The 19,170-nt window shown below is 64.6% G+C and carries 18 protein-coding genes; 3 read left to right on the top strand and 15 right to left on the bottom strand.

Annotated elements, in window-relative coordinates:
- Window positions 1-11: 11 nt before the first annotated feature.
- The 4 genes from AC07O2_RS08085 to AC07O2_RS08070 form a co-directional block, all read right to left on the bottom strand.
- Window positions 12-815, bottom strand: a complete 804-nt coding sequence (locus tag AC07O2_RS08085) for an ABC transporter ATP-binding protein (RefSeq protein ID WP_495075482.1) — start codon at window positions 813-815, stop codon at window positions 12-14.
- A 16-nt stretch (window positions 816-831) separates the two neighbouring features.
- Entirely contained in the window at window positions 832-1,884 is a 1,053-nt protein-coding gene (locus tag AC07O2_RS08080; protein ID WP_495075225.1) for an aromatic ring-hydroxylating dioxygenase subunit alpha, read from the bottom strand.
- Between the two features lie 248 nt (window positions 1,885-2,132).
- On the bottom strand, window positions 2,133-3,131 hold the full coding sequence (locus tag AC07O2_RS08075; protein WP_495075224.1) for an ABC transporter substrate-binding protein: 999 nt from the start codon (window positions 3,129-3,131) through the stop codon (window positions 2,133-2,135).
- Between the two features lie 373 nt (window positions 3,132-3,504).
- Window positions 3,505-4,515, bottom strand: coding sequence for an alpha/beta hydrolase (locus AC07O2_RS08070; RefSeq protein ID WP_495075223.1), 1,011 nt, complete (start codon window positions 4,513-4,515; stop codon window positions 3,505-3,507).
- Between the two features lie 118 nt (window positions 4,516-4,633).
- Between AC07O2_RS08070 and AC07O2_RS08065 the strand changes: the two genes are divergently transcribed.
- The 3 genes from AC07O2_RS08065 to recJ all read left to right on the top strand — a co-directional run bounded on the left by AC07O2_RS08065 (window position 4,634) and on the right by recJ (window position 8,365).
- Complete coding sequence (locus AC07O2_RS08065) at window positions 4,634-5,470, top strand: cupin domain-containing protein (protein WP_495075222.1); 837 nt, start codon at window positions 4,634-4,636, stop codon at window positions 5,468-5,470.
- A 223-nt stretch (window positions 5,471-5,693) separates the two neighbouring features.
- Window positions 5,694-6,644 carry a phosphoglycerate mutase gene (locus tag AC07O2_RS08060; protein WP_495075221.1) on the top strand — a complete coding sequence of 317 codons (951 nt, stop codon included), beginning with the start codon at window positions 5,694-5,696 and terminating at the stop codon, window positions 6,642-6,644.
- Window positions 6,641-8,365 carry a single-stranded-DNA-specific exonuclease RecJ gene (gene recJ, locus AC07O2_RS08055; protein ID WP_495075220.1) on the top strand — a complete coding sequence of 575 codons (1,725 nt, stop codon included), beginning with the start codon at window positions 6,641-6,643 and terminating at the stop codon, window positions 8,363-8,365. The genes AC07O2_RS08060 and recJ overlap by 4 nt, the downstream gene beginning before the upstream one ends.
- Before the next feature lie 179 nt (window positions 8,366-8,544).
- On the opposite strand, the gene AC07O2_RS08050 is transcribed toward recJ, so the two are convergent.
- The 11 genes from AC07O2_RS08050 to AC07O2_RS08000 all read right to left on the bottom strand — a co-directional run bounded on the left by AC07O2_RS08050 (window position 8,545) and on the right by AC07O2_RS08000 (window position 19,124).
- Window positions 8,545-9,207, bottom strand: coding sequence for a hypothetical protein (locus AC07O2_RS08050; RefSeq protein WP_495075219.1), 663 nt, complete (start codon window positions 9,205-9,207; stop codon window positions 8,545-8,547).
- Between the two features lie 33 nt (window positions 9,208-9,240).
- Window positions 9,241-10,686 (bottom strand): family 43 glycosylhydrolase, encoded by a 1,446-nt coding sequence (locus AC07O2_RS08045; RefSeq protein WP_495075218.1) that lies wholly within the window; start codon window positions 10,684-10,686, stop codon window positions 9,241-9,243.
- A 292-nt stretch (window positions 10,687-10,978) separates the two neighbouring features.
- Window positions 10,979-12,313, bottom strand: a complete 1,335-nt coding sequence (locus AC07O2_RS08040; RefSeq protein WP_495075217.1) for an NAD(P)/FAD-dependent oxidoreductase — start codon at window positions 12,311-12,313, stop codon at window positions 10,979-10,981.
- A gap of 46 nt (window positions 12,314-12,359) precedes the next feature.
- Window positions 12,360-13,301: an NAD-dependent epimerase/dehydratase family protein gene (locus AC07O2_RS08035; RefSeq protein ID WP_495075216.1), complete on the bottom strand. Its 942-nt coding sequence runs from the start codon at window positions 13,299-13,301 to the stop codon at window positions 12,360-12,362.
- Window positions 13,301-14,299, bottom strand: coding sequence for a fumarylacetoacetate hydrolase family protein (locus AC07O2_RS08030; RefSeq protein ID WP_495075215.1), 999 nt, complete (start codon window positions 14,297-14,299; stop codon window positions 13,301-13,303). The genes AC07O2_RS08035 and AC07O2_RS08030 overlap by 1 nt, the downstream gene beginning before the upstream one ends.
- An 11-nt stretch (window positions 14,300-14,310) precedes the next feature.
- Window positions 14,311-15,120, bottom strand: a complete 810-nt coding sequence (locus AC07O2_RS08025) for a cyclase family protein (protein ID WP_495075214.1) — start codon at window positions 15,118-15,120, stop codon at window positions 14,311-14,313.
- Window positions 15,121-15,230: 110 nt separating this feature from the next.
- Entirely contained in the window at window positions 15,231-15,818 is a 588-nt protein-coding gene (locus tag AC07O2_RS08020) for a cupin domain-containing protein (protein WP_495075213.1), read from the bottom strand.
- A 14-nt stretch (window positions 15,819-15,832) separates the two neighbouring features.
- Window positions 15,833-16,960 (bottom strand): FAD-dependent oxidoreductase, encoded by a 1,128-nt coding sequence (locus AC07O2_RS08015; RefSeq protein ID WP_495075212.1) that lies wholly within the window; start codon window positions 16,958-16,960, stop codon window positions 15,833-15,835.
- Window positions 16,957-17,304, bottom strand: a complete 348-nt coding sequence (locus AC07O2_RS08010) for a Rieske (2Fe-2S) protein (protein WP_495075211.1) — start codon at window positions 17,302-17,304, stop codon at window positions 16,957-16,959. The genes AC07O2_RS08015 and AC07O2_RS08010 overlap by 4 nt, the downstream gene beginning before the upstream one ends.
- An 11-nt stretch (window positions 17,305-17,315) precedes the next feature.
- On the bottom strand, window positions 17,316-18,260 hold the full coding sequence (locus AC07O2_RS08005; RefSeq protein WP_495075210.1) for a VOC family protein: 945 nt from the start codon (window positions 18,258-18,260) through the stop codon (window positions 17,316-17,318).
- Between the two features lie 33 nt (window positions 18,261-18,293).
- The gene (locus AC07O2_RS08000; protein WP_495075209.1) at window positions 18,294-19,124 is read right to left on the bottom strand and encodes an EthD domain-containing protein; all 831 of its coding nucleotides are present in this window, start codon (window positions 19,122-19,124) and stop codon (window positions 18,294-18,296) included.
- Window positions 19,125-19,170: the final 46 nt, after the last annotated feature.

Below are 19,170 nucleotides of genomic sequence, written 5' to 3'. Positions count from 1 at the left end.
TCATCACTCCTTCAATGGGCCGACATCAGCAGGGCTGAGAGTTCGCGGCAGTGGTCGGCGAATGCGGGGGACAGGCGGTAGCTCTCAGAACGGTCCGGCTCGTCCAACGGCACATCGGCCATCAGCCGGCCCGGACGGGCCGCCATCATCACCACCCGGCTGGACAGAAACACCGCCTCGTAAATGCTGTGGGTGACGAACACCACCGTCAGCCCGCGCACCGCCCAGAGCGCCCGCAGGTCGGCATCCAGCTTGTTGCGGGTGAACTCGTCCAGCGCACCAAAGGGCTCGTCCATCAGCAGCACATCGGGTTCGGTCACCAGGGCCCGCGCAATCGAGGCGCGCATCTGCATGCCGCCCGACAGCTCGCGCGGGTACGACTGGCCAAACGCGCCCAGCCCCACCTGCTCCAGCGCGGTGGCAAGCCGGGCATCAGCCTCGGCGCGTGGCACACCGTGCAGGTCCAGCGGCAGGCGCACATTCGCCGCTACCGTGGTCCAGGGCATCAGCGTCGCCTCCTGGAACACCATCGCCGTCTTCAGGCCGGACTTGGCCGGCGCATTGAAGCCGGCCCAGCGCACATGGCCGCGCGACGGCGATTCGAGTCCGGCAAACATCTTCAGCAGCGTGCTCTTGCCGCAGCCAGACGGGCCGAGCAGCGAAACAAAGTCGCCGCGCTGGATGCGCAGGCTCATGCGCGACAAGGCATGGGTGCCGTTGCCGTAAGTCTTCTCCACCTGGTTGGCGTGGAGCACGGTGGCGGCGTCTGGCGGTAAAGGCGGCAGGGACTGCACGGGGATGGGCAGGGCTTGCATCAGCATGGTGCGCTCCTCAAGTGGATACCGGGTGGATCGGAATGCGCCGGTTGCCCTGGTGCACTTCTTCTTCGCCGTGGGCCTTCAGCAGGTCCAGCAACTGGCGGCGGATCATCAGGCCCGGGCGGTCGCTGGGCATGTGGAATTCCTGCCGGCGCGTGGTGTCGATGCAGGCATCGAAATCGGTGGCTTCCAGGATGTCGCGGTCCTCGGCGGTGATGGCCGCGTCCCAGTCAATCAGCTCCTGGGTGCTGCACTGCGCCTCGCTGTCGTTGCGGTACAGCCACTGCACCAGCATCAGCCGGTCGTCGCTGATCGGCGTGGCGCAGTTGTAAATGATGTGGTCGATGCCGCTGTCGGGGTACTGGCAGCCGAAGCGGCGCGCAAACGGCAGGTAGTAGCGGTTCGTCAGGTGCCGCTGCGTCATCGGCGTGGTGCTGCCGGTGACGCGGTGGCCGGCCGGCGGGTTCTTGATCGGCACCAGGGTCTCGGCCTCGAAGCCATAGTCGGTGTCATGGATCTCGTACTTCTGCGGCACCGGCTGGTCGATGTCGCCGAAATTCGCCTTGTGCACGAAGCTGAAGTGCGAGTTGTCGAAGGCGTTTTCCATCACCCGCACCGGGCTGGTTTTCCATTCCTCGTAGAACTGAAAGATGCGGCGGTAGCTCGGCACGCCGTCTTCCGGGAAGTGCGGAATATCGCGCAGCGGGTCTTCCAGCGCCACCCACACATAGCCGTAGCGTTCCTGGCAATGGAAGGACGGCACCTTGGCCCCCGCCGGGATGTTACCGTCGGGGTTTTGCGGAATGCGCACACAGCTGCCGCTGCAGTCATAGGTCCAGCCGTGGTAGCCGCAGACGATGTTGTCGCCTTCGACAAAACCTTTGGACAGCTTGGCCGTGCGGTGGCAGCAGCGGTCGCGCAGCGCGGCCGGCGTGCCGTCCTGCTTCTTCCAGAGCACCAGGTTTTCACCCAGCAAGGTAAAAGGTTTCGGGCCATCGTCGAGCTGGCTGATGGGCATCAGCGCGTACCAGAAGCGGCGCAATACGGGTTGTTGGGTGACTAACATTTCATCTCTCCTCCATCGACGCAGAGCCTGCTGTCTGCAAGCACTGCGCTACCGGCCGGCGCGCCAATATGGTCGCCTTCGCCAGGTTCTCATCGTCTAGAGCATCTAACTACTTACCACCCAACGACGGGCATGCCGGCTTTCAAGCCAGGGAACCCGTGGAACCGGCTTTGCCGGGCCACTGGGTTCGCCCCCCTGCAAGGGGGTTGGCAGAAACACGCAGTGTGGAGCCTGGGGGTGAGCAATCATTACGGCATGATCTTCAGGTCTTTCACGAACTGTGTGGTGTAGGCCTTCTTCCAATCCACACCCGGCTTCAGCAGGCCGGCCGAGAGCATGAATTTATAGGTCTGCTCCCAGCGCGCATCGGTCATCACGCCAACGCCTTGGGTGGCTGCGTCGCCGCCGTCAACGGCCTTGACTTCCTTCAGGCGTTTCACCGCGAAGGCGATCAGGTCGTCTTCCATCTTCGGGTTGTCTTTCTTGATCAGCTCGTTGCCGGGCGCCGGGTTCACCAGATAGCTTTTCCAGCCTTCCATCGAGGCGCGGACAAAGCGCGCCACCACGTCCGGCTTCTCAGCCACCATCTTCTGCAAGGTGACGATGGTGGTGCCATAAGGCGGATAGCCCTGGTCGGCCAGCAGGAAGAAGTTGGCCGGCACATTGCTCTTCATCGCCATGAAGGGCTCGGACGAAAGGTAGGCGCTTTGCGAGACGTTCTTGTCGGCAATAAAGGGCTGCAGATTGAAGGTGTAGGGCCGCACCTGGTCCAGGCTGTAGCCGTATTTTCCCAGCAGCCAGGGCAGCCAGCTGGTTTGGGCCGAGGTGTTGGCCAGGATGGTCTTGCCCTTTAGGTCGGCCAGGCTTTTCACATCGTCGTGCGCCATGATGCCTTGCAGGTCTTTCTGGAACGAGGCCGCCACCGTCACCACCGGCAGGCCTTTCTCAATCGAGTTCAGGGTCTGGATGTCATAGCCCATGATGAAGTCGGCCTGGCCGGCCGCCAGCAACTGGATTCCGTTGATCTGCGGGCCGCCCATCTTGATGGTCACGTCCAGCCCGTACTTTTTGTACAGGCCGGTGGCTGCTGCCTGGTAGAAGCCGCCATGCTCGGCCTGGGCGTACCAGGAGGTGAGCAAGGTGACCTTGTCTTGCGCCCAGGCGGCGCTGGCCAGAGTGGCGGTGGCCAGCGCCAATGTCAGGCGGGCACACCAGTGAACGGTGGGGAATGCTAGGTTGCGCTGCATGTCGATCTCTCCTAAAGCTACTTGCTGTGGAAAGACGAAAGCACCGCGCGGAGCCGCCAGGCGGGCTGCACACGCTGTGTGCAGCAAGCTGTTCTCCGTTGCGCCCCGCCATAAAACGGAGCACAAATGTCCAAGACATCAGGCCTGGGCATGCGACGGTGCTGACGTCGCCGGAGCAATGACCGACAACCAACGCCTGGCTTGTATTGAGGCGGGTTGCTGACAGCTTCTACTCCAGTACCGAATGTGCAAATCCTGTGCCAGGAAAGTCGCACGGCTTTGGTGCGAAGCCCGCTGCCCCTCGGAAAAGTCAGTCCCAAAAAACTGCGGGCGCGCGCTGGTGACCGGCGTCGCAGCCGGCCACGCCGCTAGGTCAACGCAAACGCGCCTTCAACTCTTCGCTAGCCTGGTGCAAAGCGGCCTTGGTCGCGGGGACCGACGACAACACATTCAACAGCCCGAAGTCATGGATCATGCCGTTGTAGCGGGTTGCCACGACGCTCACGCCCGCTGCGTCCAGCTTGCGGGCATAGGCCTCGCCTTCATCGCGCAGCACGTCTTTCTCGGCCGTCTGAACCAGGGCTGGTGGCAGTCCCTTCAATTGCTCTGGAGTGGCCTGCAGCGGCGAGGCGTAGATTTCCTGGCGTTGCTTTGGATCGGTCGTGTAGGCGTCCCAGAACCACTTCATCATGCCCTTGGTCAAGAAGTGGCCGTTCGCAAACTCGTCATACGAAGCATTCTCGAAATTGGCGTTGGTGACGGGCCAGAACAGTACCTGTGCGCGCAACGCCGGGCTGCCCTTGGCCTTAGCCATCAGCGCTACCACCGCCGCCATATTGCCACCCACGCTATTGCCGGCTACCGCGAGACGCTTGCCATCCACGTCGATCTGGGCGCCGTTCTCAGCCACCCATTGGGTGGCGGCATAGGCCTCGTTGATGGCCACGGGGTAGCGCGACTCGGGCGAAGGCGTGTAGTTGACGAACACAGCTGCGGCACCAGAATCGGCCACCAGGTCGCGCACGAAACGCTCATGGGTTGGGAAGTCACCCAATATCCAGCCGCCACCGTGGAAGAACATGAAGGCCGGCAACACGCCCTTGGCTCCTGCTGGGCGCACGATAGTGAGTTTCAACGGTTTGCCGTCAATGTTGACTGTCTTCTCGCTTACATCGGCGGGCGGCAGCTTGGCGCCCTGCTGTGCCCCGACCAGCACCGCGCGTGCATCCGCCGGAGAGAGGCTCTCCAGAGGCTGGCCACCGCCCTTGGCGACCGCCTCCAGAAATGCCTGGGTATTGCGTTCAACCCCAGGGCTACCAGCGGCCAGCGCGACGCTGGAAACAAGAGCTGCGACGGACGCTGCAAAAACTTTGGATGAGGACATGAGCTACTCCTGTGTGACTAAATCGGTAGAGATATATGCCGTTTGGCAACACTTACTGTATCTGCGCAGAAATACTTTTAATCACATAAAATACGCATAAATTGATCTAGAGTATTTCATGGATACCTGTACCGACCGCCTGGATGCATTGCTGCACCACTTCCCCGTGCGGGCCCGCATGTTCCACTCGGGCGCCCTGTGCGGCATTACCGAATTCACAGAACAGGGAGACGGCCAGTTGCACCTGGTGAAAGCGGGGGCCTTGGACGCGATCCACCCAGGACTGCCCGTGCTACATGTGACAGAGCCCAGTCTGCTGCTCTACCCAAGGCCCTTGGCGCGCCAGTTCATCACGGACACCGAGCACGGCGCGGACCTGGCCTGCGCGCACCTGTACTTCGAAGGCGGCCTGGCCAACCCTATCGCGGGAGCCCTGCCCGACGTGGTCTGCCTGCCCCTGAAAGAGATTGACCGCGCCGACCACGTTCTGGCACTGCTTTTCGAGGAAGCGTTTGGCAGCAACTGCGGCCGCCGCGAAGTGGTGGACCGGTTGTTTGAAATCGTCCTGATCCAGATCCTGCGGCATCTGATGGAGACGGAGCGCATCCACAGTGGCCTGCTGGCAGGCATGTCGCACCCCAAGCTGCGCAAAGCCCTCACGGCCATGCATGAACAACCTGCAAAGGAGTGGTCGCTGGAGAGCCTGGCCGATATCGCGGGCATGTCGCGCAGCATCTTCGCCAACACCTTTCGCGACACGGTGGGCTCTACGACCGGGGTCTATCTGCAGGCGTGGCGGGTACGGCTGGTACAAAAGGCATTGCTGCAAGGGCAGCAGTTGAAAAATATCGCAAGCGAAGTCGGGTACGGCAGCGAGGCCGCGTTATCCCGCGCATTCAAAGCCCAAAGCGGACTCACCCCGCGTGAGTGGAAGCAGACCCAGCCATCCGCCTAAATACATCTTCAGCACCAAGCTCCCCCCGTGTGTCAAGTTGACGCGCCCGCCCCACCCGTGCAAAGCTCCATGAAACCTGCCACTAGCGTGCGCTCGTTCCTCGTTCCAATTGCCCGACAGTAGTACGTCTAGACCTCCTTAAAACCCTTCTACGATCGGGCCCATTGCCCCTAGCCAGCGCGCACTGTAGCTACGTGGCTACCGCATCCGAGACAATAGCCCCATGTCCACCCCTCTCCATGTGTTGATCCCCCTCGCTGCCAGCGAGGCCGAGGGCTGCCGCCAAGCCCTGGCTACCCTGCGCCTGCCAAACCTGGAGCGCCTGCTGGCGCGCCTGACACCGGCCGTGCTGGACAGCGGGCCGGACGACAGCCTGTCGCCCCCCCACGAACGCGCGCTGGCCCGCCACTACGGCCTGGGCGCCGCCGACGGTCAAATCCCCTGGGCTGCCTGGCAAGCGGGCGCCGCGGCCGACGGCCATGCCTGGGCCTTCATCACCCCTTGCCACTGGCAGGTGATGACGGACCACATCACCATGCCCCACCCAGACAGCCTGGACCTGCAGGAGGCCGAGTCCCGCGCCATCCTGGCCGCCGTGCGGCCCTTCTTTGAAGAAGACGGCATCCAGCTGGAATACGTCAGCCCGACGCGCTGGCTGGCGCACAGCGAGGTCTTCCGCGGCCTAGCCACAGCCTCGCTGGACCGGGTGGTCAGCGGCGTAGGCGCGCGCAACGTGGACGAATGGATGCCGCCCACCGCGCAAGCCGGCCCACTGCGCCGCCTGCAGAGCGAAATGCAGATGCTGCTCTACACCCATGCGGTGAACGACGCGCGCACCGAGCGCGGGCTGGCGCCGATCAACTCCTTCTGGGTCAGCGGCGCTGGCGCCCTGCCCACCCCGCCGCCGCCAGCGGCCGCCCCGCGCATGCCACTGACCCTGCTGCAAGCCGCGCAGTACGAAGATTGGGCAGGCTGGGCCGCCGCCTGGCAGCAGATCGACGCCAACGCCTGCACCGAGCTGCTGGCCGCGCTGGACCAGGGCCACAAGGTGCAACTTACCCTGTGTGGCGAGCGCAATGCACAGAGCTTCGAGGCCGCGCCGCGCAGTTTCATGCAAAAAATAACAAGCCTTTTAAGCCCCCAGCGCTTATATACCGTGCTAGAAGTGCTATGAAAATTACAGCACGCGACATTCCACCGCGCGCCGTCTGGGCGCTGGAACAAGCCGGTGTACACCCGCTGCTGGCGCGCCTGTTCGCCGCCCGTGGCGTGGCCGACAAAGACGCGCTGGACGACGGCCTGGGCAAGCTGCTGCCGCCTTCCAGCATGCTGGGCGCGCAGGCCGCCGCCGTGCTGCTGGCCGATGCCATCGCTGCAGATAAAAAGCTTTGCATCGTCGCCGACTACGACTGCGACGGCGCCACCGCCTGCGCCGTCGGCCTGCGTGGCCTGCGCCTGCTGGGCGCCAAGCACGCCACCTACATCGTGCCCGACCGCGTCACCGACGGCTACGGCCTGACGCCCAGCATCGCCCGCCGCGTCAAGGACAGCGGCGCCGACATGCTGGTCACGGTGGACAACGGCATTGCCAGCCTGGAAGGCGTGGCCGAGGCCAAGGCGCTAGGCCTGCAGGTGCTGGTGACCGACCACCATTTGCCCGCACTGAAAGACGGCGAGATCGTGCTGCCGAATGCCGACGTGCTGGTGAACCCCAACCAGCCCGGCTGCACATTCGAGAGCAAATCGATTGCCGGCGTCGGCGTGATGTTCTACGTGCTACTGGCCTTGCGCGCCGAGCTGCGCAGCCGCGGTGTCTTCACGGCCGAGAACCAACCCAAACTGGACCCGCTGCTGACCCTGGTGGCACTCGGCACCGTGGCCGATGTGGTGAGGCTGGACGCCAACAACCGTCGCCTCGTGGCCCAAGGGTTAAAACGGCTGCGGGCGCAGGCACAACCTGTGGGACTAGCTGCGTTATTTGTAGCAGCCGGGCGCCAGGCCAAGGTGGCCACCACCTTCGATTTCGGCTTTGCCCTCGGCCCGCGCATCAACGCCGCCGGGCGCCTGGCCGACATGACACTGGGCATCGAATGCCTGCTGACCGACGACACGGCGCGCGCCACCGAACTGGCTACCACGCTGGACAAGATCAACCGCGAGCGCCGCGAAATCGAGGGCGGCATGCGCGACCAGGCGATGCTGGTGGCCGAGTCGCTGTTTGACGAATCCGAAGAGCCGCCGCCAGCGGTCTGCGTGTTTGACCCGGATTTCCACGAAGGCGTGGTCGGCATCGTTGCATCCCGGCTGAAGGACAAGCTGCACCGCCCGATCTTCGTGTTCGCCGCCAGCAAGGCGCCGGGCAAGGAGCATGAGCTCAAAGGCTCGGGCCGCTCGATCCCTGGCTTCCACCTGCGCGACGCACTCGACCTGGTGGCCAAGCGGCACCCCGGCGTGCTGCTGCGCTTTGGTGGCCACGCCATGGCGGCGGGCTGCACCGTGCACGAAGACAATTTCGAACAGTTCGAGCAAGGCCTGCAGCAGGTGGCGCTGGAATGGCTGGACGCCGCCACCCTGACCCGCCGGCTGGAAACCGACGGCCCGCTGGCACCCGAATACCGGCGTGCCGAGCTGGTCGATGTGCTGCACAAGGAGGTCTGGGGCCAGGGCTTTGCACCGCCGACCTTCAGCGAAGAAGTCGAGGTGGTTTCACAACGCCTGGTCGGCGAGAAGCATTTGTCGCTGAAGCTCAAGCACCAGGGCCAGCCGGTGGACGGCATCTGGTTCGGCCACACCGAGAGCCTGCCGGCCCGGGTGACCCTGGCCTTCCGCCTCGACGTGAACGAATGGCAGGGCCAGCGGCGCGTGCAGTTTCTGGTGGAAGGTGTGGAAGATTAGCCCCGGGAACTGGCGTGCGAGCCTAGCGTGAATAGCGCGCCATGGCAGCAAATCTGCAAGCCTTTTAGCCCACGGCGGCAATCTTCTCCTGCGCTAGCAGCTATCATTTCAATAGCATCAGATGAATACCGCCCTTGTGTGCCTGTAGCGGCGTGCGCCGGGTGTGCGGAGCAGTGCAACTACTGCACGCGCCCCTGCGGATCTGACCTTGGACGGCTCCGCGTCGGCGACTCGACCGGGGTCGCTGGCGAGAGCTCACCACGCGCCAACCTTTGCAGCAAGGCGCTGGCACGGTCTACTTCGTCCTGGGTGGCCCAGCGCGCGGCCTCGCGCTCACCATCGGCCGGCGAGCCGGCAACCGCCGGTGCGTCGGCGGAACGGCTCTCCAGAAAGCGCCGCAACTCCTGCTGCGCCTGGGCATCGCCCTGCTCCGCCAGCGCTTCCAGTTGACGAAGCCAGCGGGGCGCCTGCACCTGGGCGACATCGCAGCGCTCGGCGGAACGGGAGTCCGCCGGCTGCCCTGCCCGGGGGCAGCTGTTCAGCACATGCAGCAGCATTCCCATGGCCTGCACATTGCCATTGCTGGCAGCCTGCTCCGTAGGGTCCGGTGGTGGGGCGAACGCCTGCTGTGACGCAACGGCGGGTTCGCCAGGCATGGCGCCACACGCAGTGCCCTCGCCCGGACAAGATACCGGGGCCGAGGCCGTGCTAGCCATCAAGGGAGCCCCCGCCCCGGAGGACGGCGCGAGCACCACCCGCTCCGGGCTCTGTGCTGAGTCAAACCCGTACCACAGCAAGCCCGCGCCCAAAACCGCCGCGCCCAGGATCCAAGCAGGTTTCACCCAGTGACCCGTCAACGCTATGGACTTGACGGCTTAGTTCACCCGCTCAAACAACCAGCGTTGGGGCGCCAGGTCGTTATTGGTCCATTGCTGTATAACAGCTCCATCGCTGAGGTCCCCATTCTTGAGATCCAGAGTCAGGCCGCTCTTCTGGTTTTGCACTTTGAAGTACTGGGTGTCGGTGGGGCTCAGCATCCAGTGCTGGTTAGCGCCACCATTGGCCACATACGACTTCACCAATGCTCCCGCCGCCGTGCTGCCGGCGAATACGTCCGCAACATTGCCGTTGAAGCTGGTGGTGAACTGCACAAAGCCAGAGCCAGTGGGGTCCAGTGCCCAGAGCTGGTCCGTGTTGTTGAAGTTGGTCCAGTCCCATATAGCGGCCCCGTTGGCGGTTGCGGCACCGCGGTCGATGCTCATTACCTTGCCGCTTGCCTGGTTGCGGATACGGTACAGAATGGTGGCCGTACCTTCGCCGGAAGGGCGAGTAACCGGAGTACCTGGCACCGTGGGCGCCCCCACCACCATGGTGTCGCCACTCCAGGTGAGCTTTTGGATGCGGGTGGTGCGCTGGTCCAGGCAGCCTTGTCCAGAAGCGGGGTTGGCGTGGTAGACGACCCAGTCCTCTGCTCCATCAGGTGACTTGACGAAAGCATGGTGGCCCGGGCCGAAGGCACCTGGGCCTTTTTGCAGAAACGGTGTCGCGTTCTTGGTCCAGTTGGATGCGACGCTCAGGTCGGCCCCGACATTGGCAGTCCACTCACCCAGCTTGTAGTCATCGGTCCAGCAGCCGCTGGCCGAAAAGGTCAGATGCACTTTGCTGCCATGCACGATGAACTGCGGTCCTTCGTTCACTGGCGAGCCCGAGGTCTCCCATGCCAGCGTGGGCATGAAGACCGTGGTGCCGCGCACGCCAGGGACAATTGTTGTCGGATCGCTCATTTTTGCGATCACCACATGCTGGTCCTTGCCCGCGAACTCAGACCAGGCCATATACATTTGGCCATTTACCGTGGTCACCGTCTGGTCAATCTGCCATCCGTCAAAAGTATCGTGGATCTTTTTCGGTGCGCTCCAGCTGCCGGTTGTCGGGTCGGCGCTGGTGTTGGTGATGACCCAGATCCGGTTGCTGCCAGTGTCATCACCGGATGCCGAAAAGTACAAATACCAAATGCCGTTGAAGTTGTAAATCTCTGGCGCCCATACGTCCTGGGTGTAGCAGTTGTTGCCCGAGCAAGTGCCGGTAGGCGGCGTCCAGACAGTTACCGTGGCTCCAGCGCCTATGCCGCTGAGCGTACGCGATTTGGTGACTTGCAGATTCGTCTGGTGCGAACTCCAGCCCTGGGTGGTGTGCACGTAGTAATAGAAACCATCGCTGTGCCGCATCACAAACGGATCGGCAGACGATGCATTAGTTGGACCTACGGGATTGATAAAGGTACTAGATGCCGCAACAGCTGGCGTGACCGGAACAAGCATGCACAACGCAGCAGGCAGGGCGAACGCAAGCCCTCGTAGGTAAGAACGAACCATTTCAATTTGTCTCCAATATGGGCCATGCCCCGCGAGGGGCCAACCCGTTTTTTTACTTCCGTGCCGGCCTGCCGCATCGAGATGGCAGAACCGGCGTCAGCGCCTTTTGGCCCGCGAAGTGTAGAGGGGGTTGTCGAATTCGTGCCATGAAATTGCGCACGGTTGCGATAGCAAAAATACTTTTTTAAGGAAGTGCGTCGCGACCGGCTCCATGGTCAAAACGCAGGCTTACGCCACGTCAATGCAGCTTGACGTGCGATTCGGTGCGGCGTGTGATGGCGCGGGTGAGGGTTTCCAGGGCCACCTTGGTCACGCCGTGCAGCGCCAGTTCATGCATCTTGTACAGCGAGGTGTACATCACGCGCGCCACCAGTCCGTCGATGAACAGGCTGCCTTCCATGAGCCCGCCCATCAGGCTGCCCACGGCGCTGTAATCCCCCAGCGACACCAGCGAACCAAAGTCGCGGTAATGGTAGGGCTGCAGCGGCTTACGCGCCATACGGCGCTGGATCTGCTTGAACAGGTGCGATGCCTGCTGGTGCGCGGCCTGGGCGCGCGGTGGCACAAAGCCGTTCTTTTCGGGCCAGGGGCAGGCAGCGCAGTCGCCCATGGCGAAGATGTTCTCGTCGCGGGTGGTCACCAGGGTCTGGTGCACCGCCAGCTGGTTGATGCGGTTGGTTTCCAGGCCGTCGATGTCCTGCAGAAAGCCCGGCGCCTTGATACCGGCCGCCCAAACCAGCAGCTCGGCCGGAATCACCTCGCCGCTGGCTAGCTGCACGCTGTCGGCGGCCACGCCCGATACCCGGGCCGAGGTGTGCACCTTGATGCCCAGGCCGTTCAGCAGGTCCAGCGCACCGGCAGAAATGCGTGGCGACAGCGCAGGCAGGATGCGGTCCGCAGCCTCGATCAAATGCAGCTGGATGTCGCGCTCGGGGTCGATGCGGTCCAGGCCAAACGCCACCACCTCGCGCGTGGTGCGGTGCAGCTGGGCCACCAGCTCCACGCCCGTGGCACCGGCACCAATTACCGCCACATGCAGCTGCGACGGACTCAGGGGCGTGGTCTGCGCATGGGCGCGGATGCAGGCGTCGAGCATGCGGCGGTGGAAGCGCTCGGCGTCGGCCAGGGTTTCCAGCTTCAGCGCATGCTGGTCCACACCGGGCGTGCCAAAGTCGTTGCTGCGGCTGCCCACGGCCATCACCAGGGTGTCGTAACCAAAGCTTTGCTGGCTGGTCACGGCCACGCCGTCTTCATCGATGAAGGGTGCCACGTGCACCAGCTTGTTGGCGCGGTCCAGGCCGTTCATCTCGCCCAGGCGGTAGTGGAAATGGTGCCAGTGCGCCTGGGCCAGGTAGTTCAGCTCATGCCGCCCCACATCCATGCTGCCGGCGGCGATCTCGTGCAGCTTGGGCTTCCACACATGGGTGCGGGCTCGGTCTATCAGCGTGATGTCGGCCAGGCCGCGACGCCCCAGTGCATTGCCCAGTGCGGTCGCCAGCTCCAGCCCGGCTGCCCCTCCTCCAACAATGAGAATGCGATGGACCGGTGTGCTGGAGGGAGTGGGTGTGCGCATCGGGAAATTCTACGTTGCACCGCAACAACTGCAAACTCCCATCTGGCTAGGGCGCCAACGCACGTACCACCAAGGAGTCTACGCTGCCGTCGTGCCGGAAACCCAGAGCCTGCGCCTTGGGGGTGTGAAGGGGTGGATATGCCGCAAACAAACGCTCGGTCTGCGCATCTGGCGCATAACGCACCAAGGCCAGGCGGTCGACACCGTAGCGTGCAGCCAGCGCATCCACCACCTCGGCCACGGCCAGGTGCAGCGCGGGCATTTGGTAGACGTGGCGCGCATCCAGTCGGTCCGGGGCTATGCAGGCGGCCTGCAGCAGGTTGTCCACACAAGCCCCCACGGAAATCCACCAGGCCTGGCCCCGGGCAGACACGGGCACGGTGATGGGCTGGCCGGCCTGCAAACGCCAGAACAGCTGGCTCATGAAGGCCGACATCAGGCCGGCGCCTTCCCCCGGCCGGGCCACCACGCCGGGCACGCGCAGCGAGCAGCCCTGCACCCAGCCCAGTCGGGTGGCGTCAGCCACCAGGGCCTCGACCATCAGCTTGTGGGTGCCGTAGCTCAGCGCCGGTGCGGGCTGCGTGGCCTCGTCCACCACAGCGGGCAAATGGGCACCGTACACCGCCACGCTGCTGGCAAACACAAACCGGGGCGGCCGGGGCTGGGCGCGCAGGTCTTCCAGCAGACCCAGGCTGGCGTCCAGGTTGATGCTGCGACCCAAGGCATAGTTTTTTTCGGCCAAGCCGCCGGGGCAACTGGCGAGGTGGAAAACCACATCCACCGGCTCGACCAGCGCGCGCTGGCGCAGCGCCGGATCGGCAATGCTGCCCGCGAAGTGGGTCACGCGGGTATCGCTGGGTGGCTCGGCAAACGCCAGGTCCATCAAGACCAGCTGGTCCACCGGCTGGCCTGCCAGCCCGTCCTTCAACAGCCGCTGGACCAGCGTATGGCCTACAAAACCGGCAGCGCCGGTGACGAGGATACGCATCAGCCGCCCCTGCCATGGGCCATCGGCACGACCTGCTGGTCTATGCTACCGAAGGGCCCGGCGCTGCCGTCTTCAAACAGCGCCTGCATGCGCACCCGCTCACCGAAGCGCATGAAGGACGTTCTGGCCGCGCCCTGGTCAATCATCTCGATCACGCGACGCTCCGCCAGGCATGCCGAACCGGCATCACGCGCCACGTTCGACACCGTGCCCGAACCGACGATGCAGCCCGCCGTCAGGCGCCGGGTACGCGCTGCATGGGCCACCAGCTCGCCGAAGCCAAAGCCCATTTCACCGCCATGCGGCTCACCAAAACGCTCACCGTTGCGCTCGACCTTGAGGCGCATCTGCACACGGCCATTCCGCCAGGCGGTGCCCAGCTCGTCCGGTGTCACGGCCACGGGTGCGAAGGCGGTAGACGGCTTGGCCTGCAGAAAGCCGAAGCCGGTCTTCATCTCGTGCGGCCCCAGCGCGCGCAGACTCCAGTCGTTGATCTGCACGACCAGGCGCACAGCGGCCAAGGCCTCGGCGGGCGTTGCAGCCATGGGCACAGCCCCCACCACCACGCCGAACTCGCCTTCGAAGTCGATGCCGTCAGCCTCACTGGGCAGCGGCACGTCCGCATGGGGCCCCAGGAAGTCGTCGCTGGCCCCCTGGTACATCACTGGCACGGTGTCGAACAGGGGAATCGGCGGTGTGTTGAACGCCTGCTCCATCAGCCTGCCGTGGTTCAGGAACGCCGAAGCATCCAACCATTGCGGGCTGCGCGGCAAGGGCGCCAGGCACTGCTGTGGGTCGAAGGCGAAGGCCTCTGCAGCCCGCCCTGCGTTGAGCGCATCGCTGCGCGCCTGCAGGGCCGGCACGACGGTGTCCCAGCGCTGCAGGGCATCCAGCAGGCTGGGGGCGATATCCTGCGCATCGCAGGTCTGGCGCAGGTCGCGCGAGACGATGACGAGGCGGCCGTCCAGTTGGCCGTTGGGAAGTGTGGCAAATCGCATGGGTGTCCTGTTCAGCGGGGCAAGGCCATCAGGCCGTCGTCAAAAATCGCCACGGCCCGCGTCCAGCCGGCCGAGCCGCGCCGCACCTTGTGCGGGAAGCAGCTGACGTAGAAGCCGTGGCCCGGCAAGGCTTCCAGGTTGTGCAGCTTTTCCAGGTGGCAGTAGCCGATGTCGCGGCCAGCCTTGTGGCCTTCCCATATCAATGCCTTGTTGCCGGTTTCGGCAATCTTTTGGGCGGTATAGGAAAACGGCGCGTCCCAACTCCATGCGTCGGTGCCGGTCAGGCGCACACCACGCTCCAGCAAATACATGGTGGCCTCGTAGCCCATGCCGCAGCCGGCAGACACAAAGTCGTTATGACCGTAGCGCGAGCCGGCGCGGGTGTTGACCACCACGATGTCCAGCGGTGCCAGCGTGTGGCCTATGCGTGCGAGCTCGGCCTCCACATCGGCAGCGGTGGCCACATAGCCGTCAGGAAAGTGGCGAAAGTCCAGCTTCACACCGGGCTGGAAGCACCATTCCAGCGGCACCTCGTCGATGGTGATGGAAGGCTTCTTCTCGCCGTTCTTTGCGTCCATGGTCGAGTGGAAGTGGTAGGGCGCGTCCAGGTGGGTGCCGCTGTGCGTGGTCATGGTCACCCATTCCGCCGCAGCGGCCTCGCCGTCCGGGTAGTCCTCGGCCGTGGTGCCGGGAATCATGGCCATGAACTCTGGCAAGGTGTCCTGGTGCTTCTGGTAGCTGATCTTGGGCGCCAGCGGGGGCGGGTCGGACAGCACCTCGTTTTCCAGGTAGATCGATAGGTCAATGAATTGGCGTGGCATATGTGAAATCCTCAATGGCCGTCTATGGTCAAAGTGAAGCGAAACTGGTGGAATCGTCTGGCGAAACGGGAAGATCGAAAAAATAGTCCCAACCTGAAAAAAGCGACCTTTCAGTCACCCTTACGGGCCTGCAATGCCGCACGCAGCGCCGGCGTGTAGGCACCATCCACCAGCACAAACAGCATGCGGCACATACGGCCCGAGCGGTTGGCCCAGGCGTGGTTGGTGCCACGCTGCACCACCACATCGCCCTGGCGCAGCAGGGTGGCGCTGTCGTCCAGCACCAGGGTCATCTCGCCATCCAACACCACGCCGTAGTCCACCGACTCGGTACGGTGCATCAGCGGATGCGGTGAATCGGCCCGCACAGTGGAGGCGCTGGCATCGCCGATCTGGGTAAAGGCGTCGTGCATCGCCGCAGCCCCATGGGCCAGAAAGTCTTCGGTATCGGGCGGGATGTCCACTATGCGCATGCGGGTGCCGGCCTGTGGGGGCGGCAGCACCAGCGCGCCCAGCGTCGGGTCGGCCGCGTTGTCTACCGGTACCGGCATACCCTGGGTGGACCAGACCTCATGGAACACGGTGCCCGGGATCTTCTCGATGGCCACCACGGTGGGCAACGGCCCGGCCTCGCTGACGATGGCCTTGCCCTGGGCGTCGTGCCCGGTCACGATGCGGCGGATGGGATGGAATGCCATGCTGTGTGCCTCCATCAAATGGGCGCGGCCAGGGCCATCAGCGTCTCGCGCATGATGCGGGCATGCTCAGCCTTGTCGCCACCGGTGATCTCGATCTCGCCCAGGCGCACGGAGTTCTCCACCACCATGCGGCAACGCTCCCAGCGCCGTGCCTGGAAGCGCTCCAGCGCATCCGCCAGGCCGGTGCTGGCGGCCAGTTCTTCGGCCAGCACGATGGCGTCTTCAATGCCGATGCATGCGCCGGAGGCCATGTGCGGCGTGGTGGCGTGCACCGTGTCGCCTATCAGCACGACCCGGTTCTGGTACCAGGGCTGGGGCATGAGCAGGCTTTCCAGCGGGCGGTAGACGATCTGCGCGTCGGCATTCAGCTGGGCGCGCACACTTTGCATGAGCGGCGCTGGGAAAGGTGCCAGCAAGTCCGCCAGCATCTGCGGAAAGTGTTGTGCATCCAGGCGCTCGTTGGTTGCCCGGTCTTCGGTCACGAAGAGGTACATCTCTTCTTGCGACACGGCGTTCAGCCCGGTCTTGACCTTGGGGCCCAGCCACATCATGGTGCGCTGCACCTCCGCAGGCCGGGGCAGCACGGCGCGCCATACGCACTGGCCGCTGTACAGGGGCTGCGGAGCCGCCGGGAACAGGGTCTTGCGCACCTGCGAGTACAGGCCGTCCGCACCTATCACCAGGTCATAACGTTGCTGGCTGCCATCGGTGAACTGCACGTCCACGCCGTCCGCGTCCTGCTGGATGGCAGTGAAGCTGCAGCCCAGCCGCACTTGGGCGCCGGATGCGCGGGTGGCATCGGCCAGTATCTTGGCCAGCACTGGCCGCATGATGCCGCCGCCGCCGGGCACGTCCGGCCCAGCGATGCGCGGCGTGGGCAGGCTACCGATCTGCTGCCCGGCAGGGGTGAACAGGTCCACCCCATCGGCCGCAAAGCCCTGGGCCAAGAACGCATCCAGCACGCCCAGCGTGCGAAAGGCGCGCAAGGTGGCGCCGCCCAGACTGATGCCGGCGCCATAGGAGCGCCAGCCCGGATCGATCTCGACCACGTCCACCGCGCAGCCCTGCTTGCGCAGCTGGATGGCCGCCGCCATGCCGGAGAAGCCCCCGCCTATCACCAAAATCTTGTGTGCTGCTGTCATTCTTGCATCTCCTTTTTATCTATCAATCTCACATAACCCTGGGCGTCTATGGCGTGGGCCACGGCCTGCAGCGACTGGCCCATACAAGGCCCCAGCGTGCAGGCGCCGGTATCCACATCAAACAGCGCGCCGTGGGCAAAGCACACTATGGCGTCGCCCGCATGGTTCAGGTACGCGTCCTTGCGCCAGGCCATGGGGCTGTTGGCGTGGGGACAGTTGTCACGGTACACCCGCAACCCTTCGCCGCAGCGCACCGCAAACAGCGTGTCCCGGCCCGCATGCCCGGGGTCAAAGCCGCGTGAGGTGCCCGGGGGCACATCGTCCAGGTGGCACAGCAGCGTCATGGGCCTGACCTTTAGTGCGCCGCGCCGGGTGGCGGGCCACCGGATGGCGCCCACTTGTCGCGGTGCTGGAATAGGAATAGCTGGGATGCGTCCGCGCCCATGGGCGCCTCACGGGCCAGCCAGTCTGCGTCGTGCAGGTCCATGTCGGCGTCGTACTCCACGTGGCAGCCCAGCGGGCTGTTGAAGTACCAGAACCAGTTGGAGCCAAACAGATGGCGGCCCGGCCCCCAGAAGGACTGGTAGCCCTTGTTGGCGAAACGGGTGCCGGCCAGCATCACCTCGGTGGGCCCGCCCATGTGGAAGGTGAAGTGCTCGCAGCCCTTCATGAACGGCGGCGTCTGGATCATGAACAAGGTGTGGTGGTCAGCCGTGCCGGCCGGGCGCAGGAACGGACCCACGCCGGTAAAGCGGTCGGTGCAGACAAAGCCCAGACGGTGGTAGAAGGCCTCGGCCTTGGCCGCATCGGGCACGAAATACACCACGTGCGATAGCGAGCGCGGCAAGGCCTGCATGGCGGGCGTAACACCTACCTGGTTGGCCGGGCGCTGTGGCGCGGCACCGGGTGCGTTGACGGTTTCGGCGGGCAACTGGATAGGCCGGCGCACGCTGAGCTGGAAGGCCAGTGCAAAGCCCATATCGTCCACGGCCAGCACGCGGCCCCGGGCGTCGCGGCGCACCTCGCGGTCGCGGCCCAGCTCGGCGGCGATCGCGTCCAGCGTCGCCACGTCGGCCACGCCGTACACGGTCTCGCGCAGCATGCTGGCCGTACCCATGGCGGGCGGCAGGCGCGGGTCGGCCTGATGGCGGACTTCCACGGCCGTGCCGTCCAGCGCCTCGAAACGCCCACCTTCGGCAGTGACGCCCACCGGCGCCAGGCCGTAGTCGGTCAGGTACTGGATGCAGGCGTCTAAGTCGTCCACGCCAAAGACCAGTGCATCGGGTCCAATAATGTTCATAGCTTGTTGCCCAGTTCAGAAGTAAGAGAAAAATCAGCGCGCCCCGGCATACAGCACGGCTTCGGTTGCCAACAGGCCAAAGTGGCCGGATGCGGTGGCCAGGCCCTGTGCCACCAGCTTGTCGCGCACCCAGGCCTGCCACTGCGTCCACAGCGTGCGGGCGGCGGCCTCGTCGTCCAGCCAGAATTCGTCGATGCCATCCAGCGGGGCCGTCGTGCCGGGTTTGGCCATCACATCGTTTTGTACGTGGCGGCGCAGCTTGGCGGCCACGGGCCAGGTCTTCAGCTCCGCAGCACCTTGCAGCCAGGCGGCGCGGAATGCCCCGGCGTCGGCATCCGGCGCGCGCTGGATGCAGAAGAACAGCTTGCAGGCGCCGTCCAGCGGCTCGCGCGGGGCCACCAGCTCGCGCTCGCGCACCGTCAATGGCACCACCGTGCTCTGGTCCACAAAGTTGTCTTCGTCGCCCTTCAGGTTCTGCAGGTAGAACGGCGTTTGCAGCGAACACCCTAGCGCGGCAAAGTCCGGGAACCAGATCTGGGTGACGAAATCGCGGTTCAGCGCGAACGGGTCGCTGCCCGGTGCGCTCGCGCGGTATTGGCCGTCGAACACCGCGTTCTGCACATAGCGGCGCGGCGCATTCTGCGGGTCGGTGGCGATGTAGCGCAGCACCATCTCGCCATGCACATGGCGGATGTGCTGGCGGTGTTCCGCCAGGCTGGTGCCGGGCCGGCGGCGGCCCAGGATCATCAGCTTCAGGTCAAACGGCCCCGGGGTTGGCGCCGCCGACTGGGCATGGCCCGAAGCTGCCGCGCCCAGCGCTAGAGAGGCCAGCAGCAGGTGCCGCCGGTGGATCATTGCGTTCATTGAATACTCCTATTTTTATAGCTACTTGCGCTTGATTTAACTGCGT

This window comes from Rhodoferax sp. GW821-FHT10B06 (assembly GCF_059415605.1).
This window is presented reverse-complemented; position numbering and strand designations above follow the sequence as displayed.

What these genes read in the sequence shown, in the direction of transcription:
- AC07O2_RS08085 (WP_495075482.1), bottom strand. Translation starts at nt 815, where the DNA reads ATGCAAGCCCTGCCCATCCCCGTGCAGTCCCTGCCGCCTTTACCGCCA.
- AC07O2_RS08080 (WP_495075225.1), bottom strand. Translation starts at nt 1,884, where the DNA reads ATGTTAGTCACCCAACAACCCGTATTGCGCCGCTTCTGGTACGCGCTG.
- AC07O2_RS08075 (WP_495075224.1), bottom strand. Translation starts at nt 3,131, where the DNA reads ATGCAGCGCAACCTAGCATTCCCCACCGTTCACTGGTGTGCCCGCCTG.
- AC07O2_RS08070 (WP_495075223.1), bottom strand. Translation starts at nt 4,515, where the DNA reads ATGTCCTCATCCAAAGTTTTTGCAGCGTCCGTCGCAGCTCTTGTTTCC.
- AC07O2_RS08065 (WP_495075222.1), top strand. Translation starts at nt 4,634, where the DNA reads ATGGATACCTGTACCGACCGCCTGGATGCATTGCTGCACCACTTCCCC.
- AC07O2_RS08060 (WP_495075221.1), top strand. Translation starts at nt 5,694, where the DNA reads ATGTCCACCCCTCTCCATGTGTTGATCCCCCTCGCTGCCAGCGAGGCC.
- recJ (WP_495075220.1), top strand. Translation starts at nt 6,641, where the DNA reads ATGAAAATTACAGCACGCGACATTCCACCGCGCGCCGTCTGGGCGCTG.
- AC07O2_RS08045 (WP_495075218.1), bottom strand. Translation starts at nt 10,686, where the DNA reads ATGCTTGTTCCGGTCACGCCAGCTGTTGCGGCATCTAGTACCTTTATC.
- AC07O2_RS08040 (WP_495075217.1), bottom strand. Translation starts at nt 12,313, where the DNA reads ATGCGCACACCCACTCCCTCCAGCACACCGGTCCATCGCATTCTCATT.
- AC07O2_RS08035 (WP_495075216.1), bottom strand. Translation starts at nt 13,301, where the DNA reads ATGCGTATCCTCGTCACCGGCGCTGCCGGTTTTGTAGGCCATACGCTG.
- AC07O2_RS08030 (WP_495075215.1), bottom strand. Translation starts at nt 14,299, where the DNA reads ATGCGATTTGCCACACTTCCCAACGGCCAACTGGACGGCCGCCTCGTC.
- AC07O2_RS08025 (WP_495075214.1), bottom strand. Translation starts at nt 15,120, where the DNA reads ATGCCACGCCAATTCATTGACCTATCGATCTACCTGGAAAACGAGGTG.
- AC07O2_RS08020 (WP_495075213.1), bottom strand. Translation starts at nt 15,818, where the DNA reads ATGGCATTCCATCCCATCCGCCGCATCGTGACCGGGCACGACGCCCAG.
- AC07O2_RS08015 (WP_495075212.1), bottom strand. Translation starts at nt 16,960, where the DNA reads ATGACAGCAGCACACAAGATTTTGGTGATAGGCGGGGGCTTCTCCGGC.
- AC07O2_RS08010 (WP_495075211.1), bottom strand. Translation starts at nt 17,304, where the DNA reads ATGACGCTGCTGTGCCACCTGGACGATGTGCCCCCGGGCACCTCACGC.
- AC07O2_RS08005 (WP_495075210.1), bottom strand. Translation starts at nt 18,260, where the DNA reads ATGAACATTATTGGACCCGATGCACTGGTCTTTGGCGTGGACGACTTA.
- AC07O2_RS08000 (WP_495075209.1), bottom strand. Translation starts at nt 19,124, where the DNA reads ATGAACGCAATGATCCACCGGCGGCACCTGCTGCTGGCCTCTCTAGCG.